This is a genomic window from Brachymonas denitrificans (genome assembly GCF_907163135.1).
Lineage (GTDB): Bacteria > Pseudomonadota > Gammaproteobacteria > Burkholderiales > Burkholderiaceae_C > Brachymonas > Brachymonas denitrificans_A.
Genome location: NZ_CAJQUA010000001.1, coordinates 502567 through 522771 on the forward strand (window position 1 = coordinate 502567; position 20205 = coordinate 522771).

A 20205-nucleotide genomic window follows, 5' to 3' on the forward strand; every position below is an offset into this window, starting at 1 on the left:
TCAAGGGCGGTTGATTGCGTTTCCTTCGATGACTGGTGCCCAGGAGAGGACTCGAACCTCCACGATGTTACTCGCTAGTACCTGAAACTAGTGCGTCTACCAATTCCGCCACCTGGGCGTCATCTAGAGAAGGCGTAACTATAACAGCAAATTTTTTGATCTGGTGCCTGTTGCAGAAAATTTTTTCGGTGCCATCTGTCTGAAGAAGGACTTGATCCCGAAACATTCCCTGCGGCATCAAAAAACCGCCCAATGGCGGCTATGATTTGCTTCTGTTGATGGTGCCCAGGAGAGGACTCGAACCTCCACGATGTTACTCGCTAGTACCTGAAACTAGTGCGTCTACCAATTCCGCCACCTGGGCATCAACTGAAGAAGGTGATTGTATCAAGAATTCCGCAAAAAAACAAAATCAAGAAAAAGATTTTGACCAAGAAATTGAAGGTGTGGTGCAGGGGCACCGCGACGGGCACGGCTTCGTGATTCCGGATGACGGCCGGCCCGATGTGTATCTGCCGCCCAACGAAATGCGCGCCGTGCTGCACAAGGACCGCGTCAAGGTGCGTATCGCGCGACTCGACCGCCGTGGCCGCCCGGAAGGGCGCGTGGTGGAGATCATCGAGCGCAGCAAGCAGCCCATCATCGGGCGTCTCCTGCAGGAAAACGGCGTCTGGTTGGTTGCGCCCGAAGACAAGCGCTATGGCCAGGATGTGCTGATTCCCAAGGATGCCACCGCTACTGCCGGCCCCGGCCAGGTGGTGGTGGTCGAATTGACCGAGGCGCCCGCGCTCTATGGCCAGCCCGTTGGCCGCGTCAAGGAGGTGCTGGGCGAGGTTGACGACCCGGGCATGGAGATCGAGATCGCCGTGCGCAAGTACGGCGTACCGCACATCTTTTCCGATGCCTGCCTCCAACAGGCCAAGGCGCTGCCCAGCACGGTGCAGCCGGGCGACCTGCCGGGCCGTGTCGACCTTACCGACATCCCGCTCGTCACCATCGACGGCGAGGATGCGCGCGACTTCGACGATGCCGTGTATTGCGAGCCCGCCGTGCTGTCGGGCCGGGGGAAATCCGCGAAGAAGGGCTGGCGCCTGCTGGTCGCCATTGCCGACGTCAGCCACTATGTGCAGACCGGCAATGCCATCGACATCGACGCCTACGACCGTGCCACCAGCGTCTATTTCCCGCGCCGCGTGATTCCCATGCTGCCCGAGAAACTGTCCAACGGCCTGTGCTCGCTCAACCCCGAAGTCAACCGGCTGTGCATGGTCTGCGACATGCTGATCACGGAAGAGGGCGAACTGCACGCCTACCAGTTCTATCCGGCGGTGATGTTCAGCCACGCACGCCTCACCTACACACAGGTGGCGGCCATCCTGTCCAACACCAAGGGGCTGGAAGCACGCAAGTTCAAGCATCGCGTCGATGATCTGCTCAACCTGCATGGCGTGTTCAAGGCACTGCTCAAGTCGCGCGAGCGCCGCGGTGCCGTCGATCTGGATACGGTCGAGACACAGATCGTCTGCGACGAGAACGGCCGCATCGAGAAGATCGTGCCGCGCGTGCGCAACGATGCGCACAAGCTGATCGAGGAATGCATGCTGGCGGCCAACGTGTGTGCGGCCGACTTCATTGGCGAGCACAAGCGCGCCGGCCTGTTCCGCGTGCACGAGGGGCCTACGCCCGAGAAGGTCGAAACCCTGCGCAACTACCTGCGTACCATGGGCGTGCCCCTGGGCATCAGCGACGAGCCGGAAACGCGCGAGTTCGCCGCCATTGCCGAGGCCACCAAGGAGCGCCCGGACGCCGAGCAGATTCACACCATGCTCTTGCGCAGCATGCAGCAGGCCATCTACACGCCGGAAAACAGCGGCCACTTCGGTCTGGCGTTCGACGCCTACACGCATTTCACCAGCCCGATCCGCCGCTACCCTGACTTGCTGGTGCACCGCGTCATCAAGTCCATCCTGAACAACGAGCGCTACGTGCTGCCGGCCCTGCCGACACCGGGCGAGGCCCATGCCAAACTGGCGCGTCGCCTCGAAAAAACGGCTGCCGCCCGCGTGAAGGCGCCCACGCAGAAACCGCGCAAGGCCAGCGCCGAAGTGCAGGCATGGGAAGCTGCCGGCCTGCACTGCAGCGCCAACGAGCGCCGTGCCGACGAAGCCAGCCGCGACGTCGAGGCCTGGCTCAAGTGCAAGTACATGCGCGATTTCCTCGGCGAGGAATTCAGCGGCGTGGTCAGCACCGTCACCAGCTTCGGCCTGTTCGTCACGCTGGATGCGATGTATGTCGAGGGCCTGGTGCACATCACCGAACTGGGAGGCGACTACTTCAAGTTCGACGAGGCGCGCCAGGAGTTGCGCGGCGAACGCACCGGGGTGCGCTTTGCCCTGGGCAGCCGCGTGCAGGTGCAGGTGATTCGCGTCGACCTGGATGGCCGCCGTATCGACTTCCGCCTGGTGCGCGCTGGCGAAGGCGCGCTGACGGGCGAAACCGCCACGCAGCGCAAGCGCAATGCCAAGCGCAGCGCCGAGGCCGCGAAATCTCCGGAGGACGACGAGGCGGGTGCCGTGGAAGCGGCCGGCACCGGGGTTGAAGAGGAAACCGTCTGGCAACCGCGCAAGCGCACGACACGCAGTACCCGGTCAGCTTCCCCGGTGCAGGAAGCACGTCGACAGGCGCGTGGCCGGACGGCTTCGCGTCCGGCGAGCGGAGCGCGCGCCGACGGCGCCTCGCGCAGCGCAGCGGCCAAGCCCTCGAAGCGACGCAAGGCCTGAGCGGCCTGGCCGCTGGCTTCAGGCTTCGCGGCTGGTGCCTGCGTAGCGCGGCAGCCTGGCAGCCAGTGCCGAGGCGGTCAGCGTGGTTTCGTCTTGCCAGGCATTGGCTTGCCAGCCATGCAGATGCACAGCGACATTGGCGGCGCGCTGCGCCAGTGCTGTGCCGACCACGTCCTCGCTGGCCTGGTGCAGTTGCGCCCAGCAAGCCGCCAGGCATCCCGCCAGCACATCGCCAGTGCCTGCCGTCGCCAGCCGCGCATTGCCGGCGTAATGCAGCGTCGGCAGCGGGGCGGACGCCATCGGATCAACCAGTTCCGCCATTTCCATGAAGCAGGTGGAACTGCCATGGGAGGGGGCAGCGCTCACTGCCGGTGCGGCGCAGAGGGTGCCCGAGCCCTTCAGCACCACCACGCACTGGAAACGTTCAGCCAGTTCGCCAGCGGCAGCCATGCGATTGGCCTGCACTTCCTGTGCCCGAATGCCCAGCAGCCGGGCGGCTTCCAGAGGATGAGGCGTCAGTACCGTCCATTGCTGCCGGCCGGCGCGTCTGCGCAATTGCGCCTGCAGGCTGGAATCTGCGGCCAGCGCATTGAGGCCGTCGGCATCGATCACCAGCCGCGGACACTGCTCCAGCAGGGCGGGCAGAAACTCCGCAATGGCAGCGCCTCCGCCGCAGCCACAAGCCGTGGTTGCGGTAGCCCGTGGCAAGCGTTCCAGAGCAGACACATCCGGCAGCTGCCGCGGCATCAGTTCCGGCCAGCCGTAGCCAGCTTCCGAACCCAGATGCCCCACATAGACACGCCCCGCGCCCGAATGGAGGGCTGCACTGCCCGCCAGCCAGGCAGCGCCCGTCATGCCGGCCGCGCCGCCCACGATGCAGACATCGCCAAAGCTGCCCTTGTGGCTGGCATGCGGCGCTTCAGGAATCGGCGCCGGAGCTTCTTCAGCAGACAACTGCGCGCCATACAGCCAGGCCGTGGCTTCCGCAGCGTGCGGCGCATTCACCGGCGCTGTTCCCAGCCCGTCAAACCACAACACCCCGCTCGCATCCCGCCCGTGTCCGGTAAACAGCCCCGGTTTCAGCGTCAGCAGGGTCACGGTATGGTCGGCATGCACGCATTGCTCCGCGCTGCCACCATCCAGCCAGTGGCCGGTTTCGGCATGCAGGCCGGTGGGAATATCCACCGCCAGTGTCCGGCAAGGCGCACGCCGCATCGCGGCTATGCAGGTTTGCATCGCAGCGCTCGGCGCCCGGCTGGCGCCGATGCCGAGCAGGGCGTCGATGCACAGATCCTGGGCCAGCAAGGCAGGCGCCCGGTCCACGAAGCGCACGCCGGCCGCCACGGCATCCCTGTATGCGGCGCGCGCATCGTCCGGCAGGGCATCCGGCTGCTGCAGCAGGGTCACCAGCACCTGCTTGCCCTGCGCCTGCAGCCAGGCACCGGCCTGCAGTCCGTCGCCGCCGTTGTTGCCCGGCCCGCAGGCAATCCAGATCGTGCGGGCATGCGGCGCAACCGCCAGCGCCACCCGCGCCACAGCGAGGCCGGCCCGCTGCATCAGCGCATGAGGAGGCAGCAGCGTCATATGCCGCTGTTCCACACGGCGTGTTGCGGCAACATCGTGCAAGGGCAGGGTGTGGCCGCGCGCCGACAGATGCAGGCGCGCTGGCGGGAAGGAGAGGGTGGGGCTGCCTGTCATGACTATCCGGCTGTGTATGGGCGTGCTATAATTTCGCGGCTTTGCACATGGCGCCCTGCCATGCCCTGCTAAGCAAATCGCAAATCCGCTGATCCGGGTGTTGCCTGCTGCCAGTTGCGCTTTCCAGCCAGCTGCCGCCGTGCAGGCAAACGTAGCGGAATTTTAGACCCAACCTCTGGAGAAACTCTATGTCTACCAATATGCGTGAGATGCTGGAAGCCGGCGTTCACTTCGGCCACCAGACCCGCTTCTGGAACCCCAAGATGGCCCCCTTCATCTTCGGTTCCCGCAACAAGATCCACATCATCAACCTCGAGCAGACCCTGCCGATGTACGAAGAAGCGATGAAGTTCGTGCGTCAGCTGGCTGCCAACCGTGGCACCATCCTGATGGTCGGCACCAAGCGCGCTTCCCGCGACATCGTCGCTGCTGAAGCCCAGCGCGCCGGCGTCCCCTACGTCGAGCAACGCTGGCTCGGCGGCATGCTGACCAACTTCAAGACGGTCAAGACCTCCATCAAGCGCCTGAAGGACATGAAAGCCCAGCAGGAAGCCGGTCTGGACAGCATGAGCAAGAAAGAACAGCTGATGTTCGCCCGCGAACTGGAAAAGCTGGAAAAGGACATCGGCGGCATCCAGGACATGAACGCCCTGCCTGACGCCATCTTCGTGATCGACGTTGGCTACCACAAGATCGCCGTGTCCGAAGCCAAGAAGCTGGGCATCCCGCTGGTGGGCGTGGTCGATACCAACCACAACCCCGACGGCATCGACTACGTGATCCCCGGCAACGACGACTCCGCCAAGGCCGTGGCCCTGTATGCCCGCGGTGTGGCTGACGCCATCCTGGAAGGTCGTGCCAACGCCGTCAACGACGTGGTCAAGGCCGTGTCCGAAGGCGACGACGAATTCGTCGAAGTGGACGAAGCCAGCGCCTGAGTCACGGCACTGCCACGCCCATAAGGCACAATAAGGGAAGAGGGGCGCACTGTGCCCCTTTTCTGTAAGTACAGTCGAACGAACCCAACTGAATACGGAGAACTACAGATGGCAGCAATTACCGCAAGCATGGTGGCCGAACTGCGCGGCAAGACCGACGCCCCGATGATGGAATGCAAGAAAGCCCTGACCGAAGCCGACGGCGACATGGTCAAGGCCGAAGAGATCCTGCGCGTCAAGCTGGGCAGCAAGGCCGGCAAGGCGGCAGCCCGCATCACCGCCGAAGGCGCCGTTGCCAGCACCATCGAAGGCAACAAGGGCTCGCTGGTCGAAGTGAACTGCGAAACCGACTTCGTCACCAAGAACGACAGCTTCCTGGCCCTGGTCAAGGCCGCTGCCGACCTGGTCGCCAAGAACAACCCCGCCGACGTCGAAGCCCTGGGCGCGCTGCCCTACGAGCAGGACGGCTTCGGCCCCACGCTGGAAGAAGTGCGCAAGGGCCTGATCGGCAAGATCGGCGAGAACATGAGCTTCCGCCGCTTCAAGTATTTCGAAGGCAGCCAGCTGGTGTCCTACCTGCACGGCACCCGCATCGGCGTGGTCGTCGAGTTCGAGGGTGACGAAACCGCCGCCAAGGACGTCGCCATGCACGTGGCCGCCATGAAGCCCGTGGCCCTGTCCAGCGCCGACGTTCCCGCCGAGCTGATCGAGCGCGAGCGCAGCGTGGCCAACGCCAAGGCCGTCGAATCCGGCAAGCCGGCCGACATCGCCGCCAAGATGGTCGAAGGTTCCGTGCAGAAGTACCTGAAGGAAGTGGCCCTGCTGAGCCAGCCCTTCGTCAAGAACGACAAGCAGACCGTCGAGCAGATGCTGAAAGAGAAGAACACCACCGTCAAGGGCTTCACCCTGTACGTGGTGGGCGAAGGCATCGAGAAGAAGGTGGACGATTTCGCCGCTGAAGTGGCCGCCCAGGTGGCAGCTGCCAAGCAGGGCTGATCGCATCCCCGCAAGGGCCTCGGAAAACGGGTGCATGCACCCGGCTTCCGCGGCCTTTTTTTCGCCTGTTCCTTTTTTCCCAATCCGTTACCATCATCCCAGGAGATTGCCATGACCACAGAAAAACCCGCCTTTCAACGCGTACTGCTCAAGCTCTCCGGGGAGGCCCTGATGGGCGACGATGCCTACGGCATCAACCGCGACACCATCCTGCGCATGGCCAATGAAGTGGCCGAGGTGAGCAAGCTCGGCGTCGAGGTGGCCGTGGTGATCGGTGGCGGCAACATCTTCCGCGGCATGGCAGGCGGCGCCGCCGGCATGGACCGCGCCACGGCTGACTACATGGGCATGCTGGCCACGGTGATGAACTCCCTGGCCCTGGCCGACACCATGAACAACGTGGGCCTGACGGCACGCGTCATGTCCGCCATCTCCATCGAGCAGGTAGTCGAGCCCTATGTGCGCCCCAAGGCGCTGCAATACCTGGAAGAGGGCAAGGTCGTGGTGTTTGCTGCCGGTACCGGCAACCCTTTCTTCACCACCGATACGGCCGCTGCGCTGCGCGGTGCCGAAATCGGCGCCCAGCTGGTGCTCAAGGCCACCAAGGTCGATGGCGTGTACACTGCCGATCCGAAGAAGGATCCGTCGGCCACCCGCTATGACAAGCTTACATTCGACGAAGCCATCGCCAAGAATCTGGGCATCATGGACGCCACCGCGTTCGCCCTGTGCCGCGACCAGAAACTGCCGATCAAGGTGTTCTCCATCTTCAAGCCGGGCGCGCTCAAGCGTGTGGTCATGGGTGAAGACGAAGGCACACTGGTATATATTTGAACATTCCGCCGTTTGCAGCGAAATCAGTCATCTGGAGAGAAGTCATGTCGGTTGCCGAAATCAAGAAAAACATGCAGACCAAGATGGAGCAGTCCATCAACGCGTTCAAGAACAACCTGACCAAGATCCGTACCGGCCGCGCCAACCCGGCCATCCTGGATACGGTGCTGGTCGATTACTACGGCTCCATGGTGCCGCTGAGCCAGGTTGCCAACGTATCCGCCATCGACGCGCGCACCCTGAGCGTGCAGCCCTGGGAAAAGCCCATGGGTGCCAAGATCGAGAAGGCCATCCGCGAGAGCGACCTGGGCCTGAACCCCGCCAGCATGGGCGACCTGATCCGCGTGCCGATGCCGCCCATGAGCGAGGAACGTCGTCGCGAGATGACCAAGATCGTGCGTCACGAAGGCGAAAACGCCAAGATCGCCATCCGCAACCTGCGCCGTGACGCCAACGAAGCCGTCAAGAAGCTGGTCAAGGACAAGGAAATCTCCGAAGACGACCAGAAGCGCAGCGAAGCCGACGTGCAGAAGATCACCGACAAGGAAATTGCGGAGATTGACCAGCTGGTTGCGTCCAAGGAACAGGACATCATGGCCGTGTAAGGCCTGCCGCCGGCCTCCGCTGGCGGCACGACCGGTAACGACCGATGCGCAAGCCCCCTCTGCCTGCTTCCGTGCCGCACCACGTCGCCATCGTCATGGATGGCAATGGTCGCTGGGCGCGCAAGCGTTTCATGCCCCGCCTGGCGGGCCACCGCCAGGGTGTCGAATCCCTCAAGCGCTGCGTGCGCGCCTGTGCTGCTCGAGGCATCCAGGTGCTCACGGTGTTTGCGTTCTCGTCCGAAAACTGGAATCGTCCCGAGGATGAAGTCTCCGGCCTGATGGAACTGCTCGGCAAGGCGCTGGCACGCGAGGTGCCGCAGCTGCATGCAGACGGGGTGCAACTGCATTTCGTGGGCGCACGCACCGGCCTGTCCGACGGCGTGCGTCAGGGCCTGGATGAGGCAGAGCGCGCCACGCAGGGCAACCAGCGCCTGATCCTGAACGTCTGCTTCAACTATGGGGGCCGCTGGGACATTGCCCAGGCCGCTGCCACTCTGGCCGCGCGGGGCGAGCCGATGACAGAAGCCTCGCTGTCCGGCGCCATGGCGCTGCACCATGTGCCGGATCCCGATCTGGTGATCCGTACCGGCGGCGAATTCCGCATCAGCAATTTCCTGCTGTGGCAGTCCGCCTACAGCGAATTCCATTTCACCGAGGCGCTCTGGCCCGATTTCGACGAGGCGGCGCTGGACCGTGCCATCGCCGATTTCTCCGCGCGCGAGCGCCGCTTCGGCCAGACCTCCGAGCAGGTCCAGCAGGACAGCGCATGCTGAAGCAGCGCGTCATCACCGCCGTCCTGCTGCTGCTGGTGCTGCTGGCAGCCCTGTTTGCGCCGGTCGAGGCTGCCTTCGGCCTGCTGATGGCCGTGGTCATGGCCGCCGCCGCATGGGAATGGGCGCGCCTGAGTGGCTGCCAGTCCGGCCTGTGCTGGGCAAGTGCGGTGCTGGCAGCCGGAGCCTGTGCCCTGATGACCTCCTGGGGCTGGCATGCCAGTGCCTCCGAAGGGGTGCGCCTGTTCGTGACGCTGGCCAGCCTGGCCTGGCTGGGGCTGGCTCCCTGGCTGTTGCGCGCGGGGGTTCCCGTCTGGCAGCGCATCCCGACGCCATTGCGTCTGGCCATGGGTCTGTTTGTGTTGTGCGCCTCCTGGCTGGCGGCCGTGCAGCTGCATGGCCGTTTCGGCGTCTGGTATCTGCTCTCGGTGCTGGCACTGGCCTGGGCGGCCGACATTTCTGCCTATTTCGCCGGCCGCGCCTTCGGCAAGCGCAAGCTGGCACCTTCCATCAGCCCCGGCAAGAGCTGGGCCGGCGTGTACGGCGGTCTGGCCGGCGCACTGGTGCTGGCGCTGGTCTGCACCCAGTTGCCGGTAGCCAATTTCCATGCCGATGTGGCAGGCCGTGCCGGTATTGCGGTGCTGCTGCTGGTAGTGGCAGCCCTCACCGCCATGAGCGTGGTGGGCGATCTGGTCGAGTCCCTGATGAAGCGCAGTATGGGCATGAAGGACAGCAGCCAGCTGCTGCCCGGCCATGGCGGCATTCTGGACCGGATAGATGCTTTGCTGCCGGTACTGCCACTGGCCCTGACCGTTACCCTGTGGCTGGCATGAGCCGGCCTGTGCGCATGACTCCGTCTTCTCCTTCTTCCTTCCCGCAACAAGTCACCGTTCTCGGCGCCACTGGCTCCATCGGTACCAATACGCTGGACGTGATCGCCCGCCATCCGGAGCAGTTCCGGGTGTTCGCGCTGAGCGCCGCCACCCAGACCGACAAGATGCTGGAGCTGTGCCGCCGCTTTGTGCCCCGCTATGCGGTGATGGCTTCCGAGCCGCATGCGCAGGCGCTGCGCGGGGCCTGCAAGGCGCATGGCCTGGCTGTCGAGGTGCTCAGTGGCGAGCAGGGTTTGGTGGATGTGTCCAGCCATCCCGATGTGGATGCCGTGATGGCCGCCATCGTGGGTGCCGCCGGGCTGGCGCCCTGTCTGGCGGCAGCGCGTACCGGCAAGCGCCTGCTGCTGGCCAACAAGGAGGCGCTGGTCGTCGGTGGCCGCGTGTTCCTGGATGCGGTGGAGCAGGGAGGTGCCACCTTGCTGCCGATTGACAGCGAGCACTCCGCCATTTTCCAGTCGTTGCCAGAAGATCCGGCCACCTGGCAGCAGCGCGTCGAAAAAATCATCCTGACCGCTTCCGGCGGGCCGTTCCGCACGGCCGACCCGGCTGTGCTCAGGGACGTCACCCCCGAGCAGGCCTGTGCCCATCCCAACTGGAGCATGGGTCGCAAGATTTCGGTCGATTCCGCCACCATGATGAACAAGGCGCTCGAGGTGATCGAGGCGCACTACCTGTTCGGCATGCCGCCCGAGCGCATGGGCGTGGTGATCCACCCGCAGAGCATCGTGCATTCCATGGTGCAATATCGCGACGCCTCCATCGTGGCGCAGATGGGCACGCCCGACATGCGTGTGCCGATTGCCTATGGCCTGTCCTGGCCGGAGCGCATCGCGAGCGGGGCGGCGGCGCTGGACTTCGCCAGCCTGTCGGCCATGACCTTCGAGGCGGTGGACCAGCACGGCCATCCGGAGCGCTTCCCCTGTCTGCCGCTGGTATGGCAGGTGCTGAAGGCGCAACCGGGCAGCACGGCGGTGCTGAATGCTGCCAACGAGGTGGCGGTGGCGTCCTTTCTGGATCGCCGCATCCGCTTTGACCAGATCTACCAGATCAATGCTGCCACGCTGGAGCAATCGCAATTTGCCTCGCCGCAATCGCTGGACGACCTGCTGGCGCTGGATGGGCAATCGCGCGCGCTGGCTGACCGGCTGGTGCAGCAGCTGCAGACATGATCACGCTGCTGGCCTTCCTCGTCGCGCTGGGGCTGCTCATCACCATCCATGAGTACGGCCATTACCGCGTGGCGCGTGCCTGTGACGTGAAGGTGCTCAAGTTTTCTGTCGGATTCGGCAAGCCGCTCTGGAGCTGGACCAGCCCGCGCAGCGGCACCGAGTACGCCGTGGCAGCACTGCCACTGGGCGGCTTCGTGCGCATGCTGGACGAGCGGGAGGCGCCCGTGCCGGCCGACCAGCGCCACCTCGCCTTCAATACCCAGTCTGTCTGGAAACGCATCGCCATCGTCGCGGCCGGCCCCCTGGCCAACCTGCTGCTGGCCGTGCTGATCTACTCGGGCCTGGCCTGGTATGGCATGAGCGAAGTCAGTCCGGTGATCGCGCAGCCTGCTGTGGGCAGCCTGGCCGACAAGGCCGGCCTGCGCAGCGGCGACCGCATCGTCTCCCTGCGCTGGCTCGATGACGAAGCACAGGAGGTGCAGCCCGTCCGTTCGCTCGGAACGCTGCAGTGGGAGCTGACGCAGGCCGCCTTGCAGGGACGCGATGTCGAATTGCAGGCCAGCCAGGGCAGTGATTCCATCCGCACGCATGTGCTGGCCATGCAGCAGGCCGGCCTGAGCGATGTGGATGCCGGGACGCTGGAGCGGATCGGCATAGCTGCCCCTTTCATGCCGCCTCTGGTCGGCGAGATGGTGCCGGGCGAACCGGCGGAGCGTGCCGGCCTGCAGGTCGGTGACCGCGTACTGCGTGTCGATGGCAAGCCGGTGGAGGATGCGGCCGAGCTGCGCCGTCTGGTTCGTGCCGAAACCGGCGGCAAGCGGCAGCTCTGGCAGGTGAGCCGCAACGGTGAACTGCTCGAGATTGCCGTTGCCCCGCAAGCCGTGCAGCAGGAAGGTGTCAGCGTGGGCCGTATCGGCGCCTTTCTGGGCGCGCCCCCCGAAATGACGACCGTGCGTCTGGGCGCCGTCGATGGTGCCAAGCACGGCCTGCAGCGCACCTGGGACATGGCGGCTTTCAGCCTGCGCATGCTGGGCCGCATGGTGGTGGGAGAAGCCTCGCTCAGGAATCTGAGTGGTCCGATCAGTATCGCCGACTATGCCGGCCGCTCGGCACGGGCGGGCCTGGCCACCTATATTGCGTTCCTCGCACTGATCAGCGTGAGTCTGGGCGTACTCAATTTGTTGCCAATCCCGATCTTGGACGGTGGTCACCTGATGTATTATTTGTGGGAAGCTGCTACGGGCCGGGCTGTGCCTGACGCGTTTGTGCAGCGCCTGCAGCAGATCGGAATGGCCATTCTGATCGGTCTCATGGGCATAGCCCTGTTCAATGATCTCACCCGCGTGCTGGGCACCTAGTGCCCGCAAGCGGATTGCGGCCAATGCCTGAACCAATACAAGCGATATTCATGAAGCGAACCTCCCTGCCTTTCCGCCACACCGCCATTGCTGCCGTCGTGGGTCTGGGTTTCCTCGCCAATGCAGCGTGGGCTGTCACTCCCTTCATCGTGAAGGACGTCAAGGTCGAAGGCCTGCAGCGGGTCGATGCCGGCACCGTGTTTGCCTCCATTCCGGTCAAAGTGGGCGAGACCTACGACGATGACAAGGGCTCCGCTGCCATTCGCGCGCTGTACAGCCTCGGCCTGTTCAGCGATGTCAAGGTCGAGACGCGTGGTGGCGACGTGGTGGTGGTGGTGCAGGAGCGCCCGACCATCAACGAGGTGACGCTGACGTCCTTCAATGCCTTCGACAAGAAGACGGTGCTGGCCGGCCTGGCCGGAGCAGGCATTGGCGCCGGCCGTCCCTTCGACAAGGCGGCAGAAGACCTGGCCGTGCAGGAACTCAAGCGCCAGTACGAGAACAAGGGCTTCTACGGCACCGAGGTCGTGACCACCGTCACGCCCATCGACCGCAACCGTGTCAACGTTAACTTCACCGTGCATGAGGGCGCTTCCTCCCGCATCCGCAGCATCCGTTTCGTCGGCAACCAGGCCTTCAGCGAGTCCACGCTGCGTGGCCAGATGGAGCAGGATACCGGCGGCTGGATGTCCTGGTACACCAAGTCCAACCGATACTCCCAGCAGCGCCTCAACAGCGATCTGGAAGCCGTGCGCAGCTATTACCTGAACCGCGGCTACCTTGAATTCAAGGTGGATTCGACCCAGGTGGCCCTGTCTCCCGACAAGCGCGACATCGACATCACCGTCAACGTGACCGAAGGTCCCAAATATGTGGTGTCCGGTGTATCGCTGGCAGGCAATTTCCTGGACAAGGAAGACGAGTTCAAGTCGCTGGTCAAGGTCAAGCCGGGCGAGCCCTACAAGGTGGACGATGTGGCAGCAACGGTCAAGGCGATGACGGACCGCTTCGGCAACTACGGCTTCGCCTTTGCCAAGATCACGCCGCAGCCGTCCATCGACCGCGAGAACCAGCAGGTGGCGCTGGTGTTTGCCGCCAACCCCGACCAGCGCGCCTATGTGCGCCGCATCAACGTGGCTGGCAACACCAAGACGCGTGACGAGGTGATCCGCCGCGAACTGCGTCAGTTCGAGTCGTCCTGGTATGACGCCGACAAGATCAAGCGCTCGCGCGACCGCGTGGACCGCCTGGGCTACTTCAACGAAGTCACTGTGGACACCACTCCGGTGCCCGGTACTTCCGATCAGGCCGACCTGACGGTGGCGGTGAAGGAGCGCCCCACCGGCTCGCTGCAGATCGGTGCCGGCTACTCCTCGACGGACAAGGTGTCCCTGTCCGCCGGCGTGAGCCAGGACAACATCTTCGGCTCCGGCCAGTCGCTGTCTGCAGAGATCAACACCAGCAAGTACAACCGCTCGGCGTCCATCACATCGGTGGATCCGTATTTCACGACGGATGGCGTGTCGCGTACGTTCAATGCGTTCTACAGCCGCGCCGAGCCCTACGCTTCGCAGGGTAGCGGTTCCTATGACTACCGCATTCAGCAATTGGGCGGCAATCTGGCATTCGGGATTCCGTTTACCGAACGTGATACCGTGTATTTCGGCGGTGGCTTCGAGCAATACAAGATCCAGCCGGGCAATGCATCCACGATTGCCGTTGAAAACAAGTTGACCAATGAGCAATGGCAGTTCCTGGCAGAAAATACCTGCAACTCCGGAACGTTCAGCACGCCTTTGAGCGACGACGACAAGAAGTACATCGCTGCGAACTGCAAGACCAGCGCGTACGGGGTGCCCTTGACGATTGGCTGGTCGCGTGATTCCCGCGACAGCTCATTGGCGCCAACGACCGGCATGTACCAGCGAGTGAGTGCGGCTGTGAGCCCGTTCGGAGACCTCAAATATGCGCTGGCCAACTATCGCTTCCAGTACTATTACCCCTTGAACAAGCAGTTCACGCTCGCCTTCAATACGGACCTGGGCTATGGCAAGGGTCTGGGCAACAAGGAGTTCCCGTTCTTCAAGAACTTCTATTCCGGCGGTTTGGGCTCGGTGCGAGGTTTTGACCAAGGTTCTCTTGGCCCGAAAAACAAGGCTTGGGATGGAGGTGTTTATTCGGTCGGTGGCAACAAGACATTCAACGTGAACCTTGAAATGATCACCCCCTTCCCAGGTGCCGGTAATGAGAAAACGCTCCGGATGTTTGGCTTCCTGGACGCAGGCAATGTTTATTCCGATCGTGCGGGCGCTTACAATCCGGTCTATACCAGTGTGGACGGTGAAACCGTTGATGTGAACCAATATGCCAAAAAGGTGCGTGTATCGGCGGGGGCTGGCATTCGCTGGCTGTCGCCCATGGGTCCCTTGAGTCTGGCTTTCGGTTTCCCGCTCAAGAAGTACCCGGGTGATAAACTGCAGAAGGTTCAATTCCAGATTGGCGCTACGTTCTGATCATGAAGTCCCGTTTTTCTCCCTCCGCCCTGAGTGCAGCGCTGCTGCTGTCGTCGGCTGCGTTGTTTGGTTGCGCGGCTCAGGCACAGGTGGCAGCACCTGCTGCCGAGCCGGTCGCGGTGGCTGGCACCCGTATCGGTTTCGTCAATACGGATCGCCTGTTCAGCGAGACCAATGCGGCGCAAAATGCGCAGAACAAGCTCAAGCAGGAGTTTGCGAGCCGCGAAAAGCAGTTGCTGGGCATGGGTGAAAGCCTGCAGAAGGCCATGAACCAGTTCGAGAAGGACGCTCCCCGCATGTCCGAGGCGCAGCGTGCCGAGCGCCAGCGCCAGTTGATGACGCAGGATGCCGAATTCCAGCAGAAGCGCCGCGAGTTTCAGGAAGACCTGAACAACCGCAAGAACGAAGAGCTGCAGCAACTGCTGGATCGTGCCAACCGCGTGGTGATCCAGGTGGCCAAGGCCGAGCGTTACGATGTGATCCTGCAGGAGGCCGTCTATGTGGACCGTCGCCTGGATATTACGGACAAGGTCATTGCCGCCCTCAATGCCGGCAAGTAAGGTAGCGCAGGCTGGCTACCGCAAAAGGCGCCTTGGCGCCTTTTTTTCATGTTTCAGGAGAGAGCCATGGTGGATGTGAGCGTACAGGAGATTGTCGAGGCCATGCAGGCCTGCGGCGGTGAATTGCACGGAGATGGCAACATCCGCGTGGCGCGCATTGCCGCACTGGAGCATGCCACGGCCGACAGCATCAGCTTCCTGAGCAATCCGCGCTTTGCTGATCTGCTGCAGACTACCCCGGCTGCCTGCCTGATCGTGGCACCGGCCATGCTGGAGGCGGCCAGCAAGCAGGGTCGCGCCTGCATCGTGACCGACAATCCCTATGCTTGGTATGCGCAGTTCACCCAGTGGTGGAAGCGACGTACCCGCCCCGCGCCGGAGCACCATATTCATCCGAGTGCGGTGGTGCACCCCGAGGCGCAGGTGCACGAAACCGCCATTATCGGTCCGCTCTGCGTGGTCGAGCGCGGCGCGCGCGTGGGTGCGCACAGCTGGCTGAAATCGCGCGTGCAGCTGAGTGAATACTGCAGCGTGGGCGAGCGCTGCATCATCCATCCGGGTGCCGTGATCGGTGCCGATGGCTTCGGCTTTGCGCCGGTCAAGGGTGGCGGCTGGACCAAGATCGAGCAACTTGGCGCCGTGCGCATCGGCAATGATGTGGAGATCGGCGCCAACACCTGCGTGGATCGCGGCGCGATCGACGATACCGTGATCGAGGACGGCGTGAAGCTCGACAACCTGATCCAGATCGCGCACAACGTGCATCTGGGCCGCAACGTGGCCATGGCCGCCAATGCCGGCATTGCGGGCAGTACCACGGTGGAGGAGGGCGTCACCATCGGCGGCGCCGCCAACATCATGGGGCACAGCCGGCTGGTCAAGGGCGTCAACGTGTCGGCCACCACCTTTGTCTCGCGCTCGATTCTCAAGCCCGGCACCTATTCGGGACACTTTCCCTTCGACGATAATGCGAGTTGGGAAAAGAATGCTGCGGTGGTTCGCCAGCTTGCCAGGCTGCGCGAGCGTGTCCGCACCCTAGAACGTCAACTTTCGGAACAACAACAATGAAATCGATGGACATCCACCAGGTCATCAAGCGCCTGCCGCACCGCTATCCCTTCCTGCTGGTGGACCGGGTGCTCGAACTCGAGGATGGCAAGCGCATCAAGGCGCTGAAGAATGTCACCATCAACGAGCCATTCTTCGTGGGCCACTTCCCCCACCGTCCGGTGATGCCGGGCGTGCTGATGCTGGAGGCGCTGGCGCAGACGTCGGCGCTGCTGTCCATGATCCCCGAGGGCGATGAACTGGCACCGGATGTGGTGTACTACTTCGTCGGCATCGACAACGCGCGCTTCAAGCGTCCGGTGGAGCCGGGCGACCAATTGGTAATGGAAGCAACCATGGAGCGCGCACGCGCCGGCATCTACAAGTTCCACGCCAAGGCTACGGTCGATGGAGAGCTGGTGTGCGAGGCTGACCTGATGTGTACCATCCGCAAGATCGAGTCCTGATCCGGAGAAAGGCAGAGGCATGACCCTGATTCACCCTACCGCGCTGATCGATCCCGCGGCCGAGTTGGCTGCGGATGTCGAAGTGGGTCCCTATGCCGTGATCGGCCCCGATGTGCGCATCGGCCGTGGCAGCAAGATCGGTGCGCATTGCGTGATCCAGGGGCATACGACGATCGGGGAGGAAAATACCTTCTTCCAGTTCAGTTCCATCGGCGCCGCGCCACAGGACAAGAAGTACGCGGGCGAGCCGACCCGGCTGGAGATCGGCAACCGCAATACGGTGCGCGAATTCTGCACCTTCAATACCGGCACCGCGCAGGACAGCGGCTGCACGCGCATTGGCGATGACAACTGGATCATGGCCTATGTGCATATCGCGCACGATGTGCAGCTGGGCAGCCAGACCATTCTGGCGAACAACGCCACGCTGGCCGGACACGTGCATGTGGGTGACTGGGTGATCATCGGCGGCCTGTCGGGCGTGCACCAGTTCGTCAAGATCGGTGCGCATGCGATGGTGGGGTTTTCGTCGGCCATCAGCCAGGATGTGCCGCCCTTCATCATGGCCGATGGCAATCCGGCGGCGGCGCGTGGCTTCAACGTCGAAGGGCTGCGCCGTCGCGGCTTCGGCCCGCAGCGCATTGCGGCGGTCAAGGCCATGTACCGGCAGATCTACCGTGCGGGCCTGACGCTGGAACAGGCGCTGGAAGCCCTGTGCGGCATCGAGGCCGAACATCCCGAAGCGACTGCAGACGTGCAGCTGATGCGCGATTTCCTCGCTGCGTCGCGCCGCGGCATCGTGCGCTGATCAGCCGGGGCGACATGCCGAAGTTTTTTGCTGCCAATGACGGCTTGCAGTTCGCCATGGTGGCGGGCGAGGCATCCGGCGATCTGCTGGCCAGCCTGCTGCTGCAGGGCGCACGCCAGCGCTGGCCCCATCTGCAGGCGCGCGGCATTGGCGGTGCCCAGATGGAGGCGCAGGGTTTTGTCGCCCAGTGGCCGAGCGAGGCGCTGGCGGTGCACGGCTACAGTTTCGAAGTGCTGCGCCGGGTGGCGGGCATCTGGCAGATCCGCAACGAGCTGCGCCAGCAGTTGCTGGCACGCAAGCCGGATCTGTTCGTCGGCGTGGATGCGCCCGATTTCAACCTCGGATTGGAAGAAGACCTGCGCAGCGCCGGAGTGCGCACGGTGCATTTCGTCTCCCCGTCCATCTGGGCCTGGCGGCCGGAGCGGGTACACAAGATCCGCCGCGCGGCCGACCATGTGCTGTGCATTTTCCCGTTCGAGCCGGATCTGCTGGCGCGGCACGGTATTTCCAGTACCTATGTGGGGCACCCGCTCGCCAATACACTGCCAATGGAGCCCGATCAGGCCGGTGCGCGGCGCGCGCTCGGCCTGCCGGAGCAGGGCGAGGTGCTGGCCTTGCTGCCAGGCAGCCGCGGCTCGGAAATCCAATATCTGGCACCACGCTTCCTGGATGCAGCGAAGCTGCTGCAGAAGCAGCGCCCAGGCCTGCAGTGCGTGCTGCCGGCCGTGCCTGCGCAGTACCAGCGCGTGCGCCAACTGGTGCGCGAGCAGGGCATGGAGGGCCAGCTGCAGGTGGTCAAGGGGCAGTCGCATGCGGTACTGGCAGCCTGTGATGTGACGCTGATTGCCAGCGGCACGGCCACGCTGGAAGCGGCGCTGTTCAAGCGCCCGATGGTGATTTCCTATGCCATGCATCCGGTGTCGGCACTGCTGATGCGGCGCAAGCAGTTGCAGCCCTGGGTGGGGCTGCCGAATATCCTGTGTCGGGATTTCGTCGTGCCCGAACTGCTGCAGGACCAGGCGACGCCACGCGCGCTGGCGGCTGCCATGAGCGACTGGCTGGACCAACCGGCCCGCGTGGCTGCCGTGCGCGCCCGATTTACCGAGTTGCACCACGTGCTGCAGCGTGATACTGCCAGACTGGCTACCGATGCGATCGCCCAGGTTCTCTCCCGCTGAGCAGGGGCTGTTGCCCTGGGATGCTCCCGATGCCCTCGTTGCCGGGGTGGACGAGGCTGGCCGTGGTCCGCTGGCCGGGCCGGTGGTGGCTGCGGCCGTCATTCTGGACGAGCAGAAGCCGATCAAGGGGCTGGCGGATTCCAAGCAGCTGACGGCAGCGCGGCGCGAAAAGCTTTATGACGCCATCCTGGCCAATGCCTTGTGCTGCAGCATCGGACAGGCCAGCGTAGAGGAAATCGACCAGCTCAACATCCTGCAGGCCACCATGCTGGCCATGCGCCGCGCCGTGGAAGGCCTGCGCCTGCTGCCGCACAAGGTGCTGGTGGATGGCAACCGGATTCCGGAGCTGAGGGTGCGGGCCGAGGCCATTGTGCAGGGCGATGCCACGGTGGCAGCCATTTCGGCGGCGTCGATCGTGGCCAAGGTCACGCGGGACCGCTGGTGCTGCGAGATCGAGCAGCTGTATCCCGGCTATGGGTTCGAGCGTCACAAGGGCTATGGCACCGCCGAGCACCTGCAGGCGCTGCGCACGCTGGGCGCCACACCCTACCACCGACGCAGCTTTGCGCCGGTGGCAATGGTGGTGCGAGAGGGCGTGGTGCTGGTTGCCGAGCAAGAGGTGCGTGCATGAAGGTGGTGCAGATTTCCGCACGCGACAATGCGCTGGTGAAGCAGCTGCGCAAGCTGGCGCAGGATCCGGCTGCCTATCGCAAGCAGGGGCAGATCTGGGTCGAGGGCGACCACTTGTGCCGCGCAGCGCTGGAGCGGGGCTTGCGGCCCGCCTGGGCCGTGATTGCGGCGCGCGCCTGGGGACAGTTGCCGGAGTCCTGGTATGCCGGTGCGGAGCGCGTTGCGGTGCTGGAGGATGGCCTGTTTGCCCAGGTCAGCACGCTCGAATCGCCTGCCACCATGGGCTTTGTGCTGGAGTGGAAGGCCGAGCAGCAGGCGGATTTTGCACCGGACGTGAACAGCGTGGTGCTGGACCGCATCCAGGATGCCGGCAACGTGGGATCGATCCTGCGCAGTGCCAGTGCGCTGGGCTTCAAGCAGGTGCTGGCGCTCAAGGGGACGGCGGCACTCTGGTCGCCCAAGGTGCTGCGCGCCGGCATGGGCGCGCATTTCGGCCTGCAGCTGCACGAAGGTCTGACGCTGGAGCAGCTCGCAACGCTGCGTGTGCCGTTGCTGGTGACGCATCTTCAGGGCAGTACTCCCTTGCACGAAGCGGCGTTGCCAACTCCGTGCGCCTGGGTGCTGGGCCACGAAGGACAGGGCGTGCAGGAGGCTCTGGTGCAGCGCGCTGCCATGCTGTTGCGCATCGCCCAGCCTGGTGGCGAGGAGTCGCTCAACGTTGCGGCTGCGGCTGCCATCTGCATGCATGCCAGCTGCGTGGCGAATCTGGCCTGATTAAACTGCCTTCCTTCAATAGGGTTATCCTGCTCCAGCGCGTTTGCTCATTCGGGGAAGATGGCCATTTTTTCCTTCTAGGGAATACCCTAGGCTGATTCGCTGTTGCCAGAAGTATCATCGCAGCCCATTCAAGGTTGCACCTCAATTCACAAAAGGTGCAACCTTTATCGGCAAGCGATGAAAG

At 63.9% G+C, this 20205-nt stretch carries 18 protein-coding genes and 2 tRNA genes; 17 read left to right on the top strand and 3 right to left on the bottom strand.

Annotated elements, in window-relative coordinates:
* Positions 1–33: 33 nt before the first annotated feature.
* Positions 34–118: transfer RNA gene (locus tag KKQ75_RS02350), tRNA-Leu, on the bottom strand.
* A gap of 161 nt (positions 119–279) precedes the next feature.
* Positions 280–364 (bottom strand) — tRNA-Leu (locus KKQ75_RS02355).
* Between the two features lie 22 nt (positions 365–386).
* Here KKQ75_RS02355 and rnr point away from each other — a divergent pair.
* Positions 387–2780 carry a ribonuclease R gene (gene rnr / locus KKQ75_RS02360; protein ID WP_213362638.1) on the top strand — a complete coding sequence of 798 codons (2394 nt, stop codon included), beginning with the start codon at positions 387–389 and terminating at the stop codon, positions 2778–2780.
* 18 nt (positions 2781–2798) lie between these two features.
* Here rnr and KKQ75_RS02365 read toward each other — a convergent pair whose 3' ends face one another.
* Positions 2799–4478 carry an NAD(P)H-hydrate epimerase gene (locus tag KKQ75_RS02365; protein ID WP_213359912.1) on the bottom strand — a complete coding sequence of 560 codons (1680 nt, stop codon included), beginning with the start codon at positions 4476–4478 and terminating at the stop codon, positions 2799–2801.
* A 188-nt stretch (positions 4479–4666) separates the two neighbouring features.
* On the opposite strand from KKQ75_RS02365, the gene rpsB reads away from it, so the two are divergent.
* From rpsB to KKQ75_RS02445, 16 genes are all read left to right on the top strand, one after another.
* Complete coding sequence (rpsB, locus tag KKQ75_RS02370) at positions 4667–5416, top strand: 30S ribosomal protein S2 (protein ID WP_213359914.1); 750 nt, start codon at positions 4667–4669, stop codon at positions 5414–5416.
* A 108-nt stretch (positions 5417–5524) separates the two neighbouring features.
* Positions 5525–6412, top strand: a complete 888-nt coding sequence (tsf, locus tag KKQ75_RS02375; RefSeq protein ID WP_213359916.1) for a translation elongation factor Ts — start codon at positions 5525–5527, stop codon at positions 6410–6412.
* 111 nt (positions 6413–6523) lie between these two features.
* Positions 6524–7246 carry a UMP kinase gene (pyrH, locus tag KKQ75_RS02380; protein WP_213359922.1) on the top strand — a complete coding sequence of 241 codons (723 nt, stop codon included), beginning with the start codon at positions 6524–6526 and terminating at the stop codon, positions 7244–7246.
* Between the two features lie 44 nt (positions 7247–7290).
* Positions 7291–7851: a ribosome recycling factor gene (frr, locus tag KKQ75_RS02385; RefSeq protein ID WP_213359924.1), complete on the top strand. Its 561-nt coding sequence runs from the start codon at positions 7291–7293 to the stop codon at positions 7849–7851.
* Positions 7852–7895: 44 nt separating this feature from the next.
* A complete protein-coding gene (gene uppS, locus KKQ75_RS02390) occupies positions 7896–8624 on the top strand; it encodes a polyprenyl diphosphate synthase (RefSeq protein ID WP_213359927.1) in 729 nt (242 codons plus the stop codon).
* Positions 8618–9454: a phosphatidate cytidylyltransferase gene (locus tag KKQ75_RS02395; protein WP_213359932.1), complete on the top strand. Its 837-nt coding sequence runs from the start codon at positions 8618–8620 to the stop codon at positions 9452–9454. The genes uppS and KKQ75_RS02395 overlap by 7 nt, the downstream gene beginning before the upstream one ends.
* 14 nt (positions 9455–9468) lie before the next feature.
* A complete protein-coding gene (ispC, locus tag KKQ75_RS02400; RefSeq protein WP_213359941.1) occupies positions 9469–10683 on the top strand; it encodes a 1-deoxy-D-xylulose-5-phosphate reductoisomerase in 1215 nt (404 codons plus the stop codon).
* Positions 10680–12041, top strand: a complete 1362-nt coding sequence (gene rseP, locus KKQ75_RS02405; protein WP_213359944.1) for an RIP metalloprotease RseP — start codon at positions 10680–10682, stop codon at positions 12039–12041. The genes ispC and rseP overlap by 4 nt, the downstream gene beginning before the upstream one ends.
* A gap of 50 nt (positions 12042–12091) precedes the next feature.
* Positions 12092–14554, top strand: a complete 2463-nt coding sequence (gene bamA, locus KKQ75_RS02410; RefSeq protein ID WP_213359947.1) for an outer membrane protein assembly factor BamA — start codon at positions 12092–12094, stop codon at positions 14552–14554.
* 2 nt (positions 14555–14556) lie between these two features.
* Positions 14557–15114: an OmpH family outer membrane protein gene (locus KKQ75_RS02415; RefSeq protein ID WP_213359949.1), complete on the top strand. Its 558-nt coding sequence runs from the start codon at positions 14557–14559 to the stop codon at positions 15112–15114.
* 66 nt (positions 15115–15180) lie between these two features.
* Positions 15181–16182, top strand: coding sequence for a UDP-3-O-(3-hydroxymyristoyl)glucosamine N-acyltransferase (lpxD, locus tag KKQ75_RS02420; protein WP_371686543.1), 1002 nt, complete (start codon positions 15181–15183; stop codon positions 16180–16182).
* Complete coding sequence (gene fabZ / locus KKQ75_RS02425; protein WP_250130975.1) at positions 16179–16628, top strand: 3-hydroxyacyl-ACP dehydratase FabZ; 450 nt, start codon at positions 16179–16181, stop codon at positions 16626–16628. Before lpxD ends, fabZ begins: the two co-directional genes overlap by 4 nt.
* 19 nt (positions 16629–16647) lie before the next feature.
* The gene (lpxA, locus tag KKQ75_RS02430; protein ID WP_213359957.1) at positions 16648–17436 is read left to right on the top strand and encodes an acyl-ACP--UDP-N-acetylglucosamine O-acyltransferase; all 789 of its coding nucleotides are present in this window, start codon (positions 16648–16650) and stop codon (positions 17434–17436) included.
* Positions 17437–17450: 14 nt separating this feature from the next.
* Positions 17451–18614, top strand: coding sequence for a lipid-A-disaccharide synthase (gene lpxB / locus KKQ75_RS02435; RefSeq protein WP_250130976.1), 1164 nt, complete (start codon positions 17451–17453; stop codon positions 18612–18614).
* Positions 18586–19245, top strand: coding sequence for a ribonuclease HII (gene rnhB / locus KKQ75_RS02440; RefSeq protein ID WP_213359958.1), 660 nt, complete (start codon positions 18586–18588; stop codon positions 19243–19245). The genes lpxB and rnhB overlap by 29 nt, the downstream gene beginning before the upstream one ends.
* Positions 19242–20018, top strand: a complete 777-nt coding sequence (locus tag KKQ75_RS02445) for a TrmH family RNA methyltransferase (RefSeq protein ID WP_213359959.1) — start codon at positions 19242–19244, stop codon at positions 20016–20018. Before rnhB ends, KKQ75_RS02445 begins: the two co-directional genes overlap by 4 nt.
* Positions 20019–20205: the final 187 nt, after the last annotated feature.